The sequence below is a fragment of the Streptomyces sp. NPDC007264 genome (assembly GCF_042869095.1).
GTDB lineage: Bacteria > Actinomycetota > Actinomycetes > Streptomycetales > Streptomycetaceae > Streptomyces.
In genome coordinates, this window is sequence record NZ_JBIAFD010000007.1 from 364,687 (window position 1) to 383,163 (window position 18,477).

Annotated in this window: 16 protein-coding genes; 12 read left to right on the forward strand and 4 right to left on the reverse strand. The window is 72.5% G+C overall.

Features of this window, described 5'->3' with window-relative positions; all coding sequences use genetic code 11:
- The first annotated feature begins 30 nt into the window (after positions 1-30).
- The 3 genes from ACFYMU_RS15125 (at position 31) to ACFYMU_RS15135 (ending at position 5,554) form a co-directional block, all read left to right on the forward strand.
- Complete coding sequence (locus ACFYMU_RS15125) at positions 31-1,698, forward strand: PucR family transcriptional regulator (protein ID WP_388372808.1); 1,668 nt, start codon at positions 31-33, stop codon at positions 1,696-1,698.
- A gap of 169 nt (positions 1,699-1,867) precedes the next feature.
- The gene (locus ACFYMU_RS15130; RefSeq protein WP_388372810.1) at positions 1,868-3,313 is read left to right on the forward strand and encodes an aldehyde dehydrogenase family protein; all 1,446 of its coding nucleotides are present in this window, start codon (positions 1,868-1,870) and stop codon (positions 3,311-3,313) included.
- A 300-nt stretch (positions 3,314-3,613) separates the two neighbouring features.
- Positions 3,614-5,554, forward strand: a complete 1,941-nt coding sequence (locus ACFYMU_RS15135) for an acyl-CoA dehydrogenase family protein (RefSeq protein ID WP_388372812.1) — start codon at positions 3,614-3,616, stop codon at positions 5,552-5,554.
- 91 nt (positions 5,555-5,645) lie between these two features.
- Here ACFYMU_RS15135 and ACFYMU_RS15140 read toward each other — a convergent pair whose 3' ends face one another.
- On the reverse strand, positions 5,646-6,098 hold the full coding sequence (locus ACFYMU_RS15140; RefSeq protein ID WP_388372814.1) for a lamin tail domain-containing protein: 453 nt from the start codon (positions 6,096-6,098) through the stop codon (positions 5,646-5,648).
- 183 nt (positions 6,099-6,281) lie between these two features.
- Here ACFYMU_RS15140 and dxr point away from each other — a divergent pair, with 183 nt between their 5' ends.
- The 6 genes from dxr to ACFYMU_RS15170 all read left to right on the forward strand — a co-directional run bounded on the left by dxr (position 6,282) and on the right by ACFYMU_RS15170 (position 13,809).
- A complete protein-coding gene (gene dxr, locus ACFYMU_RS15145) occupies positions 6,282-7,538 on the forward strand; it encodes a 1-deoxy-D-xylulose-5-phosphate reductoisomerase (protein ID WP_388372816.1) in 1,257 nt (418 codons plus the stop codon).
- A complete protein-coding gene (locus ACFYMU_RS15150; protein WP_388372818.1) occupies positions 7,535-8,839 on the forward strand; it encodes a M50 family metallopeptidase in 1,305 nt (434 codons plus the stop codon). The genes dxr and ACFYMU_RS15150 overlap by 4 nt, the downstream gene beginning before the upstream one ends.
- A 170-nt stretch (positions 8,840-9,009) precedes the next feature.
- Positions 9,010-10,167 (forward strand): flavodoxin-dependent (E)-4-hydroxy-3-methylbut-2-enyl-diphosphate synthase, encoded by a 1,158-nt coding sequence (ispG, locus tag ACFYMU_RS15155; protein WP_388372819.1) that lies wholly within the window; start codon positions 9,010-9,012, stop codon positions 10,165-10,167.
- Between the two features lie 318 nt (positions 10,168-10,485).
- On the forward strand, positions 10,486-11,334 hold the full coding sequence (locus ACFYMU_RS15160; RefSeq protein WP_388372821.1) for a GNAT family N-acetyltransferase: 849 nt from the start codon (positions 10,486-10,488) through the stop codon (positions 11,332-11,334).
- 85 nt (positions 11,335-11,419) lie between these two features.
- Positions 11,420-11,989 (forward strand): GNAT family N-acetyltransferase, encoded by a 570-nt coding sequence (locus tag ACFYMU_RS15165; RefSeq protein ID WP_388372822.1) that lies wholly within the window; start codon positions 11,420-11,422, stop codon positions 11,987-11,989.
- A gap of 125 nt (positions 11,990-12,114) precedes the next feature.
- Positions 12,115-13,809 (forward strand): proline--tRNA ligase, encoded by a 1,695-nt coding sequence (locus tag ACFYMU_RS15170; protein ID WP_388372924.1) that lies wholly within the window; start codon positions 12,115-12,117, stop codon positions 13,807-13,809.
- A 401-nt stretch (positions 13,810-14,210) separates the two neighbouring features.
- Here the strand turns inward: ACFYMU_RS15170 and ACFYMU_RS15175 are convergent, their stop codons facing one another.
- The 3 genes from ACFYMU_RS15175 to ACFYMU_RS15185 are packed head-to-tail and all read right to left on the reverse strand — an operon-like array spanning position 14,211 to position 16,275.
- Positions 14,211-15,113, reverse strand: coding sequence for an aminoglycoside phosphotransferase family protein (locus ACFYMU_RS15175; RefSeq protein WP_388372823.1), 903 nt, complete (start codon positions 15,111-15,113; stop codon positions 14,211-14,213).
- Positions 15,114-15,169: 56 nt separating this feature from the next.
- The gene (locus ACFYMU_RS15180) at positions 15,170-15,652 is read right to left on the reverse strand and encodes a ferritin-like domain-containing protein (RefSeq protein WP_388372824.1); all 483 of its coding nucleotides are present in this window, start codon (positions 15,650-15,652) and stop codon (positions 15,170-15,172) included.
- On the reverse strand, positions 15,649-16,275 hold the full coding sequence (locus tag ACFYMU_RS15185) for a hypothetical protein (RefSeq protein ID WP_388372826.1): 627 nt from the start codon (positions 16,273-16,275) through the stop codon (positions 15,649-15,651). The genes ACFYMU_RS15180 and ACFYMU_RS15185 overlap by 4 nt, the downstream gene beginning before the upstream one ends.
- Positions 16,276-16,512: 237 nt before the next feature.
- Between ACFYMU_RS15185 and rimP the strand changes: the two genes are divergently transcribed.
- The 3 genes from rimP to ACFYMU_RS15200 all read left to right on the forward strand — a co-directional run bounded on the left by rimP (position 16,513) and on the right by ACFYMU_RS15200 (position 18,414).
- Positions 16,513-17,022: a ribosome maturation factor RimP gene (gene rimP, locus ACFYMU_RS15190; RefSeq protein WP_388372828.1), complete on the forward strand. Its 510-nt coding sequence runs from the start codon at positions 16,513-16,515 to the stop codon at positions 17,020-17,022.
- 2 nt (positions 17,023-17,024) lie between these two features.
- Positions 17,025-18,020 carry a transcription termination factor NusA gene (gene nusA, locus ACFYMU_RS15195; RefSeq protein WP_388372829.1) on the forward strand — a complete coding sequence of 332 codons (996 nt, stop codon included), beginning with the start codon at positions 17,025-17,027 and terminating at the stop codon, positions 18,018-18,020.
- 115 nt (positions 18,021-18,135) lie between these two features.
- Positions 18,136-18,414 (forward strand): YlxR family protein, encoded by a 279-nt coding sequence (locus tag ACFYMU_RS15200; RefSeq protein ID WP_388372831.1) that lies wholly within the window; start codon positions 18,136-18,138, stop codon positions 18,412-18,414.
- Positions 18,415-18,477 lie beyond the last annotated feature (63 nt).

Here is an 18,477-nt window from a genome sequence, read left to right on the forward strand (position 1 = left end):
TCACCCTGTCCGTGCAGACCTGAAGGCCCCATGCCTCCCACGCTCGCCTCGCTCGTCCACCACTCGGCGCTCAAGCTGACCGTGCGCGCGGGCGAGGACCGCCTGGACGTCCCCGTCCGCTGGGCGCACGTCAGCGAGCTCGCCGACCCCGTGCCCTACATGGAGGGCGGCGAACTGCTGCTGATCACCGCGCTGAAGCTGGACGCCGAGGACCCGGCGGCCATGCGGCGCTATGTGAAGCGGCTGGTGGGCGCGGGCGTGGTCGGCCTCGGGTTCGCCGTCGGCGTCAACTACGAGGAGATCCCGAAGGCGCTCGTGGACGCGGCGCGGGGGGAGAGGCTGCCGCTGCTGGAGGTGCCCCGGCGCACGCCGTTCCTCGCCATCAGCAAGGCCGTCTCCGCCGCCATCGCCGCCGACCAGTACCGGGCCGTGACCGCGGGTTTCGCCGCCCAGCGCGAGCTGACCAGGCAGGCACTGAGCGACGGCCCCGAGGGGCTGCTCGCCGCGCTCGCCGCACAGGTCGACGGCTGGGCGGCGCTGTACGACGCGTCCGGCGCCGTCGTCGCGGCGGCGCCGGAGTGGGCGGCGCGGCGCGCCGGGCGCCTCACCCCGGACGTGGAACGGCTGCGCGAGCGGACCGCGCCGGCGAGCTGCGTGGTCGGCGGGCCGAGCGGCGAGGACCGGGTCGAGCTGCACTCCCTGGGCACCGGGCGGCGCCGGCGCGCCGCGCTCGCCGTGGGGACGGCCGCCGCGCCGGGCACCGCCGAGCGGTACGCGGTCCACTCCGCCGTCGCCCTGCTGACGCTCACCACCGAGCGGTCGCGGTCCCTGCACGCCGCCGAGCAGCGGATCGGGGCGGCCGTGCTGCGCATGCTGCTCGCCGGTGAGCCGGACCACGCGCGGGCGGTGGCCGGAGACCTGTACGGCAACCTGCTCGACGCGCCCTTCCGGCTGATCCTCGCCGAGTCGGCGTCCGCCTCCGCGGCCCGGGCGCACGCCGAAGGGCACGCGCGCGTGGCGCCCGCACCGCCGGCCGCCGCGAAGCTCGCCGCGGCGGACACGGACGGCGATCCGCTCGAAGGGCTCGCCGAGACCGTGGAGTCCGCCGCGGCGCGCGCCGGCGAGGCCGTCCTCGTCGTGCCGGAGGGCGAGCGGCTGGTGGTGCTCACCGTGGACGGGGGCGCGGCCGTCGGCGCGTGCCAGGAGTACGCGTTCGCGGTGCAGGCGACGCGGGGCGCGACCCGCGAGCGGTCCCCCGCGGACGAGGACGAACTGGTGGTGGGAATGTCGGCGCCCGCCGGGCCGATCGCCGCGGCCGCGGCGTACAAGCAGGCGGAACAGGCGCTGTCGGTGGCCCGGCGGCGCGGCCGGTCGCTGGTCGAGCACGAGGAGCTGGCGGCCGGCTCGGTCCTTCCGCTGCTGGCGGACGACGCGGTGCGCGCCTTCGCGGACGGCCTGCTCCGCGCACTGCGCGAGCACGACGCGACGGGCCGGGGGGACCTGGTGGCCTCGCTGCGGGCCTGGCTGTCGCGGCACGGCCAGTGGGACGCCGCGGCCGCGGACCTCGGGGTGCACCGGCACACCCTGCGCTACCGGATGCGGCGGGTCGAGGAGATCCTCGGGCGCTCGCTGGACGACCCGGACGTACGGATGGAGCTGTGGCTGGCGCTCAAGGCCACGGCAGCGGCGGGCGAGTGAGGGAAGGGGGCCACGGGCGCCGTCCCGCTCCGGTCCCTCTGCCGGCTGTACATCCCGTCCTGCTCCCGCTCCGCACTGCTACTCACCGGACAAACGACCCCTCGCCACCCCGGCCCTACCGTGGACCCCGAACTCCGAGGAACACCCAACGAAGGGCCGGGACCCGACCATGACCTCCACCCACGCCTTCTGGCTCGCCGGCCGCCAGGCCACCGGCGAGACCACCTTCGACGTCACGTCCCCCTGGGACGGCCGGCACGTCGGCACGGTCGGCGTGCCGACCGAGGCCCAGGTCGAGGAGGCCGTGGCCGCCGCGTACGCGGTGCGGGACGAGTTCGCCGCCACCCCGGCCCATGTCCGCGCCGCCGCCCTCGACCATGTCTCGAAGCGGCTCGCCGAGCGCGGCGAGGAGATCGCGCAGCTCATCTCCGCCGAGAACGGCAAGCCCGTCAAGTGGGCCCGCGGCGAGGTAGGCCGAGCCGTCTCCGTGTTCCGGTTCGCGGCCGAGGAGGCCCGCCGCTTCAACGGCGGCGAGGCACAGCGCCTGGACACCGACCTCGGCGGCCAGGGCCGCCTGGCGCTGACCCGCCGCTTCCCGAAGGGCGTCGTCCTCGGCATCGCGCCGTTCAACTTCCCGCTGAACCTGTGCGCCCACAAGGTCGCCCCGGCCCTCGCGGCCGGCGCCCCGATCATCCTGAAGCCGGCGCCCGCCACCCCGCTGTCCGGCCTGGTCATCGGCGAGCTGCTGGCGGAGACCGAGCTGCCCGCGGGCTCCTGGTCGATCCTCCCGGTCCCCAACGACCGGATGCCGGCCCTCGTCCAGGACGAGCGGCTGCCGGTCATCTCCTTCACCGGCTCCGACAAGGTCGGCTACGCGATCATGGAGTCGGTGCCGCACAAGCACTGCACCCTGGAGCTGGGCGGCAACGGCGCGGCCGTCGTGCTGGCCGACTACGCAGGCGACGAGGACCTGGACTGGGCGGCGAACCGCATGGCCACCTTCTCCAACTACCAGGGCGGCCAGTCCTGCATCTCCGTGCAGCGTGTGATCGTCGACGCGTCCCTCTACGACCGGCTGCTGCCGCGTCTCGTCGCCGCCGTCGAGGCCCAGGTCACCGGCGACCCCTCGGACGCCGCGACGGACGTCGGCCCGCTGGTCAGCGAGGACGCCGCGCGGCGCGTGGAGTCGTGGGTGGACGAGGCCGTGAGCGCGGGCGCCACGCTGCTGACCGGCGGCAAGCGGGACGGGGCGGCGTACGCGCCGACCGTCCTCACCGACGTCCCGGCCGGGGTGACCCTCTCCTGCGAGGAGGTCTTCGGGCCCGTCCTCACCGTGCAGAAGGTGAACGGCGAGGCCGAGGCGTTCGCCGCCGTCAACGACTCCAAGTACGGCCTCCAGGCGGGCGTGTTCACACACGACCTCCAGGTGGCGTTCCGCGCGCACCGCGCACTGGAGGTGGGCGGCGTCGTCATCGGCGACGTGCCCTCCTACCGCGCCGACCAGATGCCGTACGGCGGCGCCAAGCGGTCAGGCGTCGGGCGCGAGGGCGTGAAGTTCGCCATGGAGGACTACACCTACGAGCGGGTGCTCGTGCTGACGGGCCTCGCCCTCTGAGACCCGACGGCCGGAGCCCGCCCTGCGGGGGGCTCCGGCCGTCGCCGTGCGCGGGGCCGGCCCGACGGGAGCGGCCGGCTTGACAGGGGGGCGCACCCGGGGGACGCGAACCGTGGGCATTTCCCGGTCCGGTGGCTGCGCCAGGACTGGTGGCCTCGCCCGGAATCGGGTACCAACGATCGAGTAGCACCGGTCAGTAACGTACGTCCGCAAGATCGCCGTACGGCACTCTTGATCGTTGTACGGCAGATTGATCGGTGTCCGTCCACCAAGACCCCGATTCGCGGCGAGGTGAGCCTCATGTCCGCCCCAAAAGCACCGCCCCCCAAGCCCACCGTCACCGAGCGTGAGGCCCGTCAGGTCGCCGAGGCCGCGCGCGAGCAGGACTGGCGCAAGCCCAGCTTCGCCAAGGAGCTCTTCCTCGGGCGCTTCCGGCTCGATCTGATCCACCCCCACCCGCTGCCCGCCGACGAGCACGTCCAGCGCGGCGAGGAGTTCCTGGCGAAGCTGCGCGACTTCACCGAGACGCAGATCGACGCCGCCCGCATCGAGCGCGAGGCGCGGATCCCGGACGAGACCGTCAACGGGCTCAAGGAACTCGGCGCCTTCGGCATGAAGATCGACACGAAATACGGCGGTCTCGGCCTCACCCAGGTGTACTACAACAAGGCGCTGGCCCTGGTCGGCACCGCGAGCCCGGCGATCGGCGCGCTGCTGTCCGCGCATCAGTCGATCGGCGTACCGCAGCCGCTGAAGATTTTCGGCACCCAGGAGCAGAAGGACACGTTCCTGCCGCGCTGCGCCCGCACCGACATCTCGGCGTTCCTGCTGACCGAGCCGGACGTGGGCTCCGACCCGGCACGGCTGGCCACCACGGCCGTACCGGACGGGGACGACTACGTCCTCGACGGGGTGAAGCTGTGGACCACCAACGGCGTGGTCGCCGACCTGCTCGTCGTCATGGCGCGCGTCCCGAGGTCCGAGGGTCACAAGGGCGGCATCACGGCGTTCGTCGTGGAGGCGGCCTCGGAGGGCATCACCGTCGAGAACCGCAACGCGTTCATGGGCCTGCGCGGCCTCGAGAACGGCGTCACCCGCTTCCACCGCGTCCGCGTCCCGGCCGCCAACCGCATCGGCCCGGAGGGCACGGGCCTGAAGATCGCGTTGACGACGCTGAACACGGGCCGGCTCTCACTGCCCGCGATGTGCGTGGGCGCGGGCAAGTGGTGTCTGAAGATCGCCCGCGAATGGACGGGGGCCCGGGAGCAGTGGGGCAAGCCGGTCGCGTTGCACGAGGCGGTCGGTTCGAAGATCTCCTTCATCGCGGCGACGACCTTCGCCCTGGAGGCCGTGGTCGACCTGTGCTCGCAGATGGCCGACGAGGACCGCAACGACATCCGCATCGAGGCCGCCCTCGCCAAGCTGTACGGCTCGGAGATGGCCTGGCTGATGGCCGACGAACTGGTCCAGATCCGCGGCGGCCGCGGCTTCGAGACGGCGGAGTCCCTCAGGGCCCGTGGCGAGCGGGCGGTACCGGCCGAGCAGATGCTGCGCGACCTGCGCATCAACCGCATCTTCGAGGGCTCCACGGAGATCATGCACCTGCTGATCGCACGCGAGGCGGTGGACGCCCATCTGTCCGTGGCCGGGGACCTGATCGACCCCGACAAGTCCCTGGCCGACAAGGCGAAGGCGGGCGCGAACGCCGGCGTCTTCTACGCCAAGTGGCTGCCGAGGCTGGTCGTCGGCCAGGGCCGGGTCCCCGGCGCCTACGGCGCGTTCCACCAGCAGATCGACCTCTCCCCGCATCTGCGGTACGTCGAGCGCAGCGCGCGCAAGCTCGCCCGCTCGACCTTCTACGGGATGTCCCGCTGGCAGGGCCGCATGGAGACCAAGCAGGGCTTCCTGGGCCGGATCGTGGACATCGGCGCCGAGCTGTTCGCGATGAGCGCGGCGTGCGTCCGCGCCGAGCACCTGCGCAGGAGCGGGGAGCACGGGCGCGAGGCGTACCAGCTCGCCGACGCCTTCTGCCGGCAGTCCCGCATCCGCGTCGAGGAACTGTTCGGCCGGCTGTGGAGCAACACCGACGACCTGGACCGCAGGGTGGTCAAGGGCGTGCTGTCCGGCACCTACGAGTGGCTGGAGCAGGGCGTCCACGACCCGTCCGGCGACGGACCGTGGATCGCGGACGCGACCCCGGGGCCGACCAGGCGGGAGAACGTCCACCGCCCCATCCGCTGACCTCCCCCTCCTCGCCGTCCCGTGCCCCGTGCCCCGCGCGGGGCACGGGGCTGCTCCCCGTCCGGCTGCGCCGCGGGACCGACCCGGGGCGTCAGCAGTACGTGTCGCTGGGGTCTCGCGTCGTCCAGGAGCAGGAGTCGGCCTTGCTCCCACCGGCCTTGGTGAGCGTCGCCGTGTCGCTGGTGTTGTTCCAGACGTAGGCCCGGCGGTTCTGGTACTTGTCCGCCGAGGTGTCGCCGCCCCGGCCGGTGTGCACCTTCATCGTCTTGTGCGCCCCGAGGGTGACATTGGGAAACGTGTACTTGTGGTTCGAGGCGTCCTTGAGGACCCAGCCCTTCAGCGAGACCGCCGAGGAGCCGTTGTTCTTGATCTGCACCCACTCGGCGTTGAGGTTCTTGTTCGAGCGGTCGTCCTTGCCGGGACTGTCGAACCAGACGTGGTAGATGGTCACCCCGCCGGCGGCCTGCGCGGGAGTGGCCAGGAACGCGGTGGCGGTCAGGGCCGCGGCGCCCGCGAGCGCGGGCAGGACAGCGCGTCTGCGCATGGAGATCCCCCCAGGGATGTCGTCCGGCGGTCGGTCGTTCGCCGGTCAGGACTGAAGTGTTATCACATGATCTTCACTTGGTCTTCACAACGGTCGATTCCTCTGCACCCGGCGGTGAGGACCGATACGGCACACCCCGAGGACCCTGTCCTTCCGGTGCCGCGGTGCGGCCACAATGGAGGGATGAGCGACAGTCCAGCCCCCCTCGCCGACCCCCATCTCGTCTTCGACCCCGTGGACGGAGTGCGGGACGTCGTGATCCTCGGCTCCACCGGCTCGATCGGCACCCAGGCCATCGACCTCGTGCTGCGCAACCCCGACCGATTCCGGGTCACCGGGCTCTCCGCCAACGGCGGCCGGGTCGGACTGCTCGCCGAGCAGGCCCACCGCCTGCGGGTGCGCACGGTCGCGGTCGCCCGCGAGGACGTCGTACCGGCCCTGCGTGAGGCGCTCACCGCGCGCCACGGGCCCGGAGAACCCCTTCCCGAGATACTCGCAGGACCCGACGCCGCCACCCGGCTCGCCGCCTCCGACTGCCACACCGTCCTGAACGGCATCACCGGTTCCATCGGACTCGCGCCCACCCTCGCCGCCCTGGAGGCGGGCCGTACGCTCGCGCTCGCCAACAAGGAGTCGCTCATCGTCGGCGGCCCGCTGGTGAAGGACCTGGCCAAGCCCGGCCAGATCATCCCCGTGGACTCCGAGCACGCCGCCCTCTTCCAGGCCCTCGCCTCGGGAACCCGCGCAGACGTGCGCAAGCTCGTCGTCACCGCCTCCGGGGGCCCGTTCCGCGGCCGGACCAGAGCGGAACTCGCGGGTGTCACCCCGAAGGAGGCCCTCGCCCACCCCACCTGGGCCATGGGACCCGTCATCACGATCAACTCCGCGACCTTGGTCAACAAGGGGCTGGAGGTGATCGAGGCGCATCTGCTGTACGACATTCCCTTCGATCGCATTGAGGTTGTCGTGCACCCGCAGTCGTATGTTCATTCGATGGTGGAGTTCACGGACGGATCGACCCTGGCGCAGGCGACGCCCCCCGACATGCGGGGGCCGATCGCCATCGGTCTCGGCTGGCCCGAGCGGGTGCCCGACGCGGCCCCCGCCTTCGACTGGAGCACGGCGTCGACCTGGGAGTTCTTCCCGCTCGACGACGAGGCGTTCCCGTCGGTCGGACTCGCCCGGCACGTGGGGCAGCTCGCAGGCACGGCCCCGGCGGTGTTCAATGCCGCCAACGAGGAGTGCGTCGACGCGTTCCTGAACGGCGCCCTGCCGTTCAACGGGATCATGGAGACGGTCACCCGGGTGGTGGAGGAGCACGGCACCCCTCGGACGGGAACTTCCCTGACCGTCGCGGACGTCCTCGAAGCGGAGACCTGGGCACGCGCCCGGGCCAGGGAACTGACGGCACAGACGGCAACCGCGGAGGCTCGTGCATGACGACCCTGATGATGATCCTCGGCATAGTGGTCTTCGCGGTCGGCCTGCTGGTCTCGATCGCCTGGCACGAGCTGGGGCATCTGTCGACGGCCAAGCTCTTCGGCATCCGGGTGCCGCAGTACATGGTCGGCTTCGGCCCGACCGTCTGGTCGCGGAAGAAGGGCGAGACCGAGTACGGATTCAAGGCGATCCCGCTCGGCGGCTACATCCGCATGATCGGCATGTTCCCGCCGGGCCCGGACGGCCGGATCGAGGCCCGTTCCACCTCGCCGTGGCGAGGGATGATCGAGGACGCCCGGGCGCAGTCCTTCGAGGAGTTGCAGCCCGGCGACGAGAGCCGCCTCTTCTACACGCGCAAGCCGTGGAAGCGGGTCATCGTCATGTTCGCGGGCCCGTTCATGAACCTGGTCCTCGCCGTGGCGATCTTCCTCGGCGTGATGATGACCTTCGGCGTCCAGACCCAGACCACCACGGTCGGCAAGGTCTCCGACTGCGTCATCCAGCAGAGCGAGAACCGCACGAAGTGCGCGAAGGGCGACCCGGCCGCGCCCGCCCAGGCCGCCGGGCTCAAGCCGGGCGACACGATCGTCGCGTTCGACGGCAAGCGGGTGGCGGACTGGTCCGCCCTCCAGTCCGACATCCGCGCCAACCCCGGCAAGGACGTCACGATCACGGTCGAGCGCAAGGGGCGGTCCATCGATCTGCGGACCCACCTGATCAGGAATCAGGTGAGCAAGACGGACGGCAGGGGCGGCTACGTCGAGGGCAAGTACGTGTACGCCGGCTTCCTCGGCTTCACGCCCGCCACCGGCATCGTCCAGCAGTCCTTCGACCAGTCCGTGCAGCGCATGGGCGACATGATGCAGAACGGCATCGAGTCGCTGGTCTCCCTGCCGGGCAAGATCCCGGCGCTGTGGGACGCGGCCTTCGGTGACGGCCCGCGCGAGCCGGACTCCCCGATGGGCGTGGTCGGCGCGGCCCGCGTCGGCGGCGAGGTCTTCACCCTCGACATCCCGCCGTCCCAGCAGATCGCGATGATGCTGCTGCTCGTCGCGGGCTTCAACCTGTCCCTGTTCCTGTTCAACATGCTGCCGCTGCTGCCGCTGGACGGCGGGCACATCGCGGGTGCCCTGTGGGAGTCGCTGCGCCGCGCCGTGGCCAAGGTGCTGCGCCGCCCCGACCCGGGCCCCTTCGACGTGGCGAAGCTGATGCCGGTGGCGTACGTGGTGGCCGGGATCTTCGTCTGCTTCACCCTCCTGGTGCTGATCGCGGACGTCGTCAACCCGGTGAAAATCTCTTAGTCACGCGGAGTTCGCGGCGGCCGGGGAGACTTCCTTCCCGGCCGCCGCCCCGCGGCGGGGGCGACGGACCGGTGATGTGCCTGCGGCCACACCCGTGCCGTAATCTCAAACCCCGGGAGCCCGTCGTTCCGGGACCGGACCTTGATCCACAACTTGGGGTTGCACAGCAGATGACTGCGATTTCACTCGGCATGCCGTCCGTTCCGACCAAACTCGCCGAGCGCCGCAAGAGCCGGCAGATCCAGGTCGGGTCCGTGGCGGTGGGCGGAGACGCCCCGGTGTCGGTGCAGTCGATGACGACGACGCGCACGTCGGACATCGGCGCGACGCTCCAGCAGATCGCGGAGCTGACGGCATCGGGCTGCCAGATCGTCCGGGTGGCGTGCCCCACGCAGGACGACGCGGACGCCCTCGCGACGATCGCGCGCAAGTCGCAGATCCCGGTGATCGCCGACATCCACTTCCAGCCGAAGTACGTGTTCGCGGCGATCGAGGCGGGCTGTGCGGCCGTCCGCGTCAACCCGGGCAACATCAAGCAGTTCGACGACAAGGTCAGGGAGATCGCGAAGGCGGCGAAGGACCACGGCACTCCGATCCGGATCGGGGTCAACGCGGGTTCGCTCGACAGGCGGCTGCTGCAGAAGTACGGCAGGGCCACCCCGGAGGCGCTCGTCGAGTCCGCCCTGTGGGAGGCGTCGCTGTTCGAGGAGCACGACTTCCGGGACATCAAGATCTCCGTCAAGCACAACGACCCGGTCGTGATGATCGAGGCGTACCGGCAGCTGGCCGCCCGGTGCGACTACCCGCTGCACCTCGGCGTCACCGAGGCCGGACCCGCCTTCCAGGGCACGATCAAGTCGGCCGTCGCCTTCGGCGCGCTGCTGTCGCAGGGCATCGGCGACACGATCCGCGTCTCGCTGTCCGCGCCTCCCGTGGAAGAGGTCAAGGTCGGCACCCGGATCCTGGAGTCCCTCGGCCTGCGCGAGCGCGGCCTGGAGATCGTCTCCTGCCCCTCGTGCGGCCGCGCCCAGGTCGACGTCTACAAGCTGGCCGAGGAGGTCACGGCGGGCCTGACCGGCATGGAGGTCCCGCTGCGGGTCGCCGTCATGGGCTGCGTCGTCAACGGCCCCGGCGAGGCCCGCGAGGCCGACCTGGGAGTGGCCTCCGGCAACGGCAAGGGCCAGATCTTCGTCAAGGGCCAGGTCATCAAGACCGTCCCCGAGTCGCAGATCGTGGAGACCCTGATCGAGGAGGCCATGAAGATCGCCGAGCAGATGGAGAAGGACGGCGCGGCCTCGGGCGAGCCCTCGGTGTCGGTGGCCGGCTGACCCCGGCGAATCCCCTACGCCTACGACGCCCCGTCACGCGGAGTGTGACGGGGCGTTCGCGTGGGGCGCCGCGGGCCGGCCGGGCGGGGCACCGGTGCCGGCGAGCGACCGCCCGGTCATGCGGCGGGATGCCGGTGGGTCACCGCCCGGTCATGCCGCGTGACGCGAGGGCGAAGACGGTCACAGGGGCCCCGGGGACCACGGCGGGCCCACGGGTTCGCCGGGGGCGGTCCGATGCCCGGGCACCGGGCGGCGCGGCCGTTGTCGGCCAGGTACAGTGCGGAGATCAGCAGACTCCAGGGTGAAGGCTCCCCGCACGTGTTGACGCAGACAATCACCCGGGTCCTCGAACCGAGCGACCTGGACGCCGCGCTCGCCGTCCTCGACCGCGAGCCGGTGACGAACGCCTTCGTCACGTCCCGGGTCCAGGTCGCGGGCCTGGACCCCTGGCGGCTCGGCGGTGAGATGTGGGGCTGGTACGAGGACGGCATGCTGACGTCCCTGTGCTACGCCGGCGCCAATCTCGTCCCGATCTGCGCCGACGCCCGTGCGGTACGGGCCTTCGCCGACCGCGCCCGGCGCGCGGGCCGGCGCTGCTCCTCGATCGTCGGGCCCGCCGAACCCACGGCCCTGCTGTGGCGGCTGCTGGAACCCAGTTGGGGTCCCGCCCGGGAGGTCCGCGCCCACCAGCCGCTCATGGTCGCCGACCGCATGCCGGCCGGCATCGTCCCGGATCCGTACGTCCGCCGCATCCGCAAGGACGAGATGGACACGATCATGCCGGCGTGCGTGGCCATGTTCACCGAGGAGGTCGGCGTCTCGCCCCTGGCCGGCGACGGCGGCCTGCTGTACCAGGCACGCGTCGCCGAACTGGTCGGCTCCGGCCGCTCCTTCGCCCGCCTCGACCAGAACGGAAAGGTCGTCTTCAAGGCGGAGATCGGCGCCGCGACGCCCCAGGCGTGCCAGATCCAGGGCGTGTGGGTCGCCCCCGAGTACCGCGGCCAGGGCCTGGCCGCCCCCGGCATGGCGGCCGTCCTGCGCTACGCGCTCGCGGACGTGGCGCCGGTGGTGAGCCTGTACGTCAACGACTTCAACACACCCGCCCGGCGGACGTACCGGAAAGTGGGCTTCACGGAGGTCGGCGCGTTCATGAGCGTGCTGTTCTGACACGTGCCGCGCCGGGCCGGCCCCGCCGGACGAGCCGCCCAGCACCGGGCGCCACCCGCCGAAGCGCCCCGGTAGGCTCCCCCGCATGCTGCGCATTCCCGGTCAGGGTCACCCCAGCCCCGACGACGTCGTGATCGGCCCCCTGGACCTGTCCGCGCGCGTCGACGAGGCGCTCGCCGTGCAGGCCGTCGCCTTCGGGCTCAGCGCCGACGAGATCGCCGTACGCCGCCAGATCGTGCAGCGGCACATGACCCACCCGGGAGCCCGCGCCTTCGGCGCCACCACCGGCGACGGACGGCTCGTCGGCTTCGTCTACGGCATGCCCAACGACCGCACCCACTGGTGGTCCACCGTCGTGGAGCCGTATCTGCGCGTCCGGGGCCACGACGACTGGCTCGACGGCTCCTTCGTGATCACCGAACTGCACGTCCACCCGCACTACCAGAACCGGGGCATCGGCCGCGCCCTGATCACCACCATCACGGACAGTGCCGACGCACCACGCTCGATCCTGTCGGCGATCGACACCGACAGCCCGGCCCGCGGCCTGTACCGCTCCCTCGGCTACGAGGACCTCGCGCGGCAGGTGCTCTTCCCCAGCGCGCCGAAGCCGTACGCCGTGATGGGCGCCCCACTGCCGCTGCGCAGGCGTTAGGGCCTGTTCCGAGTTCTCCGCGCGGACGGCGGGGAACTCGGAACAGGCCCTAACCGATTACCGCCCGCACTGGCGGCCCGGCTAACCTCGTGGCCATCACCCTTACCCAGCAGGAGTCGAGAATCATGGCCCAGGTCCAGCGCATGTCCCGTTTGATGGTCAAGACACTGCGTGACGACCCGGCGGACGCCGAGACGCTCAGCCACAAGCTGCTCGTCCGCGCCGGCTTCGTACGCCGGAACTCCGCGGGCATCTGGACCTGGCTGCCGCTCGGCAAGAAGGTCCTCGACAACATCTCCCGGGTCGTGCGGGAGGAGATGGACGCGATCGGCGCCCAGGAGGTGCTGCTGCCCGCGCTCCTGCCCAAGGAGCCGTACGAGGCGTCGGCGCGCTGGGAGGAGTACGGCGACCTGCTGTTCCGCCTCAAGGACCGCAAGGGCGCCGAGTACCTGCTCGGTCCCACGCACGAGGAGATCTTCACGCTCGTCGTGAAGGACCAGGCGGCCTCCTACAAGGACCTGCCGATCATCCTCTACCAGATCCAGACGAAGTACCGGGACGAGGCCCGCCCCCGCTCCGGCGTCCTGCGGGGTCGCGAGTTCCAGATGAAGGACTCGTACTCCTTCGACACGACCGACGAGGGCCTCGCGGAGTCCTACCGGCTGCACCGCGAGGCGTACCAGAAGATCTTCGCGCGCCTCGGGCTCGACTACCGGATCGTGTCGGCGGTCTCGGGCGCGATGGGCGGCTCGGCCTCCGAGGAGTTCCTGGCCCCGGCCGCGGCCGGCGAGGACACCTTCGTCGACTGCCCGAGCTGCGACTACGCGGCGAACACCGAGGCGGTCACCTTCGCGCTGAAGCCGGTCGAGGACGCCGGACACCCGTCGCTCGAGGAACTGGACACCCCGGACACCCCGACCATCGAGACGCTCGCCGAGCTGTTGGGCGTCCCGGCGTCCGCCACCCTCAAGAACCTCCTGGTCAAGGTGGACGGTCAGATCGTGGCCGTGGGCGTGCCGGGAGACCGCGAGGTGGACCTGGGCAAGCTGGGCGAGCACCTCGCGCCCGCCGTCGTGGAGCTGGTGACGGCCGAGGACTTCGAGGGCCGCGAGGACCTCGTGCGCGGCTACGTCGGCCCGCAGGGCCTGGAGAAGGTCCGCTACATCGCCGACCCGCGGGTGGCCCCGGGCACGGCCTGGATCACCGGCGCCAACAAGATCAACAAGCATGCGAAGAACGTCGTCGCCGGCCGTGACTTCGAGGTCGACGACTACCTCGACGTCGTCGTGGTCGAGGAGGGCGACCCCTGCCCCCGCTGCGGCAGGGGCCTCAAGCTGGACCGCGCGATCGAGATCGGCCACATCTTCCAGCTGGGCCGCAAGTACGCGGACACCTTCCACCTCGACGTCCTGGGCCAGAACGGCAAGCCGGTCCGCGTGACCATGGGCTCCTACGGCATCGGGGTCTCCCGCGCGGTCGCGGCGCTCGCCGAGCAGCACGCCGACGAGCAGGGCCTGTGCTGGCCCAAGGAGGTCGCCCCGGCCGACGTGCACGTCGTCGCGGCGGGCAAGGCGCTCCAGACCGAGCTGGCCCTCGACGTCTCGCAGAAGCTGGCCGACGCCGGCGTCCGCGTCCTGGTGGACGACCGGGCGGGCGTCTCGCCGGGCGTGAAGTTCACGGACGCCGAGCTGATCGGCGTGCCGCAGATCCTGGTGGCGGGCCGCCGCTCCGCCGAGGGCGTCCTGGAGCTGAAGGACCGCAAGACCGGCGAGCGCGAGGAGCTGACGGTGGACGAGGCGATCGCCCGCCTCACGGCCTGACCTCCCGGCCACCGCGTCCGCCGCCACGACGGCCGTCCGGCCGCACCGGTGGCCGATTCCGGCCCGCCCGGCCCATCGCGGCGGGGCGGGCCGGAGTGCCGTGGCGAGCGGACCGGAGTGCCGCGGTGGGCCGGGCCGGAGTGCCGTGGCCGATGCTCGCCGAACGGACGTGGGCCCGGCCTGCCGGGTCCGGGCTCGACGGGTGGACACCTCCCGCGGCCCACCGGCGGCGGTCGCTGCGGGCGTGCCGCCCGCTCCCGTGCCGCAGGGGGTGCGTGTGCCCGGTCCGGAGCCGGCTCGCGAACGTCAGCGGTAGGTGCGTGTCCAGCGAGGCGGCCGGTCGCCGTGGCCGTGCCGCCGGCTCCCGCGCCGCGGGGGACGCCTGGGCGCCCGGGCTCGGTTCAGAGCCAGCTCGCGAACTCCAGCAGCAGGTCAGCGTCCTGCAGGCGGCCCACCCGGCGGGCCCGCACGCCGGACTCCACCGCCCGGAACAGCGTCCAGCCGCGCAGCCGCTCCTCGTCCAGGTCGAGCGACTCCGCGAGCCGTTTCACCCGGCGGCGGGTGCTCGCCGCACCCGAGGGCGCCGCGATCAGGTCCTCCACCCGGTCGCGCACCAGCCGCGCCAGGTCGAAGGTGCACTCGCCGACCACCGGGTCGGGGCCCACCGCCAGCCACGGCATCCGTTCCCCGGCGAGAACCTTGCTCTGCCGGAACGTGCCGTGCAGCAGCCGCTCCTCCGGCGGCGAGGCGAGCAGCTCCTCACGGACCGCAAGCGCCGCCCCGACCAGCGGCGCCGCCTCGGCGTCCGTCGCGGCCCCCTCCCGCATCGCCCCGGCCTGCCGCCCGGTCCGCGCGGCCACCGTCTCGAAGGTGTGACCGGCAGGTGGCTCGACCCACAGCCGCCGCAGCGTGCCGGCCGCCTCCAGCAGGGCCTTCGCCTCCGGGAGCGAGCGCACGGACACCTCCGGGTGCAGCCGCTCCAGCAGCAGGACACCCTCCTCGGCGTCGGCCTCGAGGAGCCGTACGGAGCTGGCTCCGCCCCAGTGCGCGAGCGCCACCCGTTCGTGCTCCGGACGGGCCCACGGCGGCGCCAGCTTCAGCACGGCAGGGGTGCCGTCGGCCCGTCGTACCAGGAGGACCAGGCTGCTGCGACCTCCGGGCGCCTGCACCCGCTCCACGGCCAGCTCGCGTGGACCGGCGGCCCGCCGGACCCGCTCGGGCAGCTCCTGAAGCCACTCGGCGCCACCGTCCCGCCGCGTCTCGCCGAGTGCCCGTACGAGGCGCTGCGGCGGTTCGAAAGCCATGCGCGAGGTGTTCCCTTCCAGGTCGGCTTCGCACGCGTGCGGTGTGCGCGTACGCCTCAGGTCCGCGGTGCCGCCGACGCGGTGGGGGCGGCCGCCGCCCGCTCGGCGAGACCAGGGAAGGCTACGCTCTCGCCGCTCCAGCGCACCGACCGCACCGCCGCCTCCCGCAGCGCCGAGGCCGCCGAGCGCCGCCGCTCGCCCGTCGAGGCGCGGACGAGGTCGGAGTACACCCCGGCCAGCCGCTCCTCCAGCTCCCCGGCGAGCCGTACGGCGGCGGCGGAGTCGGGCACGGGGAACGGCAGCGCGTACGCGGCCGCCGCCGCGTCCGGTGTCCCGCCCAGGTCCCGTACCGCCCGGGTCAGTTCGTCCCGCCGTGCGCGGTGGGCGTCGTACGCGGCCCGCGCGTCTCCCCGCCGGGACGGCTCGATCCGGCCGCCGACGACGCCGTAGCCGTAGACCGCGGCGTGCTCGGCGCGCAGGGCGGCGCGCAGGGCCGTCAGCTCACCGCCCCGCTCCTCCGGCGTCCCGGTGGTGGTCATCTCCCGCCCTCCGTCAGCAGGTACGCGTGCACGGCCCCGGCCGCCGCGACGGACGCCAGGAGCCGGGCCAGCTCGCCGGGTGCCTCCAGCAGTGCCGTGGCCCGCCTGTCGGCCAGCGCCCGCTCCGCCGCCGCGAGTCCGGCGAGGGCCGACCCGGGGTCCGCGGGAACGGGAGAGGAACTCGCCGGGACGGAGGCGGACCCGGAGGCCGACGCCGAGGGGGATCCGGACCCGGACCCGGAGGCCGACGCCGAGGGGGATCCGGACCCGGACCCGGAGGCCGACGCCGAGGGGGACCCGGACCCGGACGCCGCGGCCGACGGCGACACCGGGGCGCCGGAGCCGCCGCCGAAGGCCCGTGCGTGCCGGAGCACCTCCGCGCGCAGCGGCAGCAGGCGCGCCGTCAGTGCCGGATGGGCGGCGATCACGGCCGTGTACCGGTCGGCCAGCGCCTCGCTGTCGCGGGCCGCACGCGCGCGTGTCCGGTCGGCGGCCGACAGGCGGACCGGGGTGGTGGCCGCGTCGGGCGTACCGGAGCAGCCGGTGAGCAGCGTGGCCCCGGCGGCCGAGGCGAGGAGGTTCCTTCTGCGCACCAGGGTGCGCGGGGGCGGGGGGAACGGCACGGCAGACGTCCTCGATGACCGGATGCGAACGGATGGGCGGCCGGGGGATGTCGTGACGGACCCTCGCCCGCGATCACCGTACCGGTGCGCCGGCCCGGCGCTCGCCATCGGCTCGGCCGATCGCACACCCGCCCGAGGGGACGCCCAGGTGGACGGCAACACCACCCGGGACCCGATACCCTTTGACCTGACACGCGACCTTCCCACAACAGCACACGCGGCCGAGGAGTCACCCGGATGAGCACCACCCAGAGCGAGAGGCTGCGAGAGCTGCTGGAACCGCTCGTCAGCTCCCAGGGCCTTGATCTCGAAGAGATCGCCGTGGACTCCGTCGGACGCAAGCGTGTGCTCCGTGTCGTCGTCGACTCCGACGCCGGTGCCGACCTGGACCAGATCGCCGATGTGAGCCGTGCGCTCTCGGCGAGGCTCGACGAGACGGACGCGATGGGCCAGGGCGCCTACGACCTCGAGGTCGGAACCCCGGGCGCGGAACGCCTCCTCAAGGAACACCGGCACTACGTACGGGCCGCCGGCCGGCTGGCGAGGTTCCAGCTGGCCGAGGGCGGCGAGCTGGTCGCGAGGATTCTGCGGGTCGACGACGACGGCGTCGACCTCGAAGTGCCCGGTGTGAAGGGCCGCAAGGCCACCACCCGCAGACTCGCCTTCCCGGACATCGCCAGGGCGCGCGTCCAGGTCGAGTTCAACCGCAAGGACAACAGGGACATGAAGGAAGAGGAGGAGGCGTAGCCGTGGACATCGACATGAGTGCCCTGAGGGGCTTGGTTCGGGAGAAGGAGATCTCCTTCGACCTGCTGGTCGAGGCGATCGAGTCGGCCCTCCTCATCGCCTACCACCGCACCGAGGGAAGCCGCCGCCACGCGCGCGTGGAGCTCGACCGGGAGACCGGCCATGTGACCGTGTGGGCGAAGGAGGACCCCGAGGACCTGGAGGAGGGGCAGGAGCCGCGCGAGTTCGACGACACCCCGTCGGGCTTCGGGCGGATCGCCGCCACCACCGCCAAGCAGGTGATCCTGCAGCGCCTGCGCGACGCCGAGGACGACGCGACGCTCGGCGAGTACGCGGGCCGCGAGGGCGACATCGTCACCGGGGTGGTCCAGCAGGGCCGCGACCCGAAGAACGTGCTCGTGGACATCGGCAAGCTGGAGGCCATCCTGCCGGTGCAGGAGCAGGTGCCGGGCGAGACCTACGAGCACGGCAAGCGCATCCGGTCGTACGTCGTCCGGGTCGCGAAGGGCGTCCGCGGCCCCTCCGTCACGCTGTCCCGCACGCACCCGGGCCTGGTGAAGAAGCTCTTCGCGCTGGAGGTGCCGGAGATCGCCGACGGCTCCGTCGAGATCGCCGCGATCGCCCGTGAGGCCGGCCACCGTACGAAGATCGCCGTGCGGTCCACCCGATCGGGTCTGAACGCCAAGGGCGCGTGCATCGGCCCGATGGGCGGCCGGGTGCGCAGCGTCATGGGCGAGCTGAACGGCGAGAAGATCGACATCGTCGACTGGTCGGACGACCCGGCCGAGATGGTGGCGAACGCGCTCTCCCCGGCCCGCGTCAACAAGGTGGATGTCGTCGACCTCGCGGCCCGCTCCGCGCGGGTGACGGTCCCCGACTACCAGCTGTCGCTGGCGATCGGCAAGGAGGGGCAGAACGCCCGCCTCGCGGCCCGGCTGACCGGCTGGCGGATCGACATCCGGCCCGACACGGAGCAGCCCGCGGGGAACCAGGACTGAGGCGGCGGCCCCGGACCGGGAATACATCCGGGCCGCGGGGCGCTGAGATCACGACAACAGCCGTTCGATTCTTGCCCCAAAGGGGTGAGGTCGACGCGGGGAGGTAGACTGAACCGTGTCTGGCCGGACGCGTGCCCGCGCACGCCCTGAACGCACCTGTGTGGGGTGCCGGGAGCGAGCGGCCAAGATCGAACTATTGCGCATCGTGGTGACCGAGGACGCCTGCGTCCCCGATCTTCGCGGTACGCTGCCCGGCCGGGGTGCGTACATACACCCCGCCCTGGGATGTCTCGACCTGGCGGTCCGCCGCCGGGCGCTCCCGCGGGCGCTGCGCGTCCCGGGGCTCGACGTAAAGGCGTTGCGCCGTTACGTGGAGCGGACAGAAGGTTGCTGAACAGCACCTGCTGAGCACGCAACACCGCACGACATGCCGCACGGAAGACCGTGCGGCCTGGTA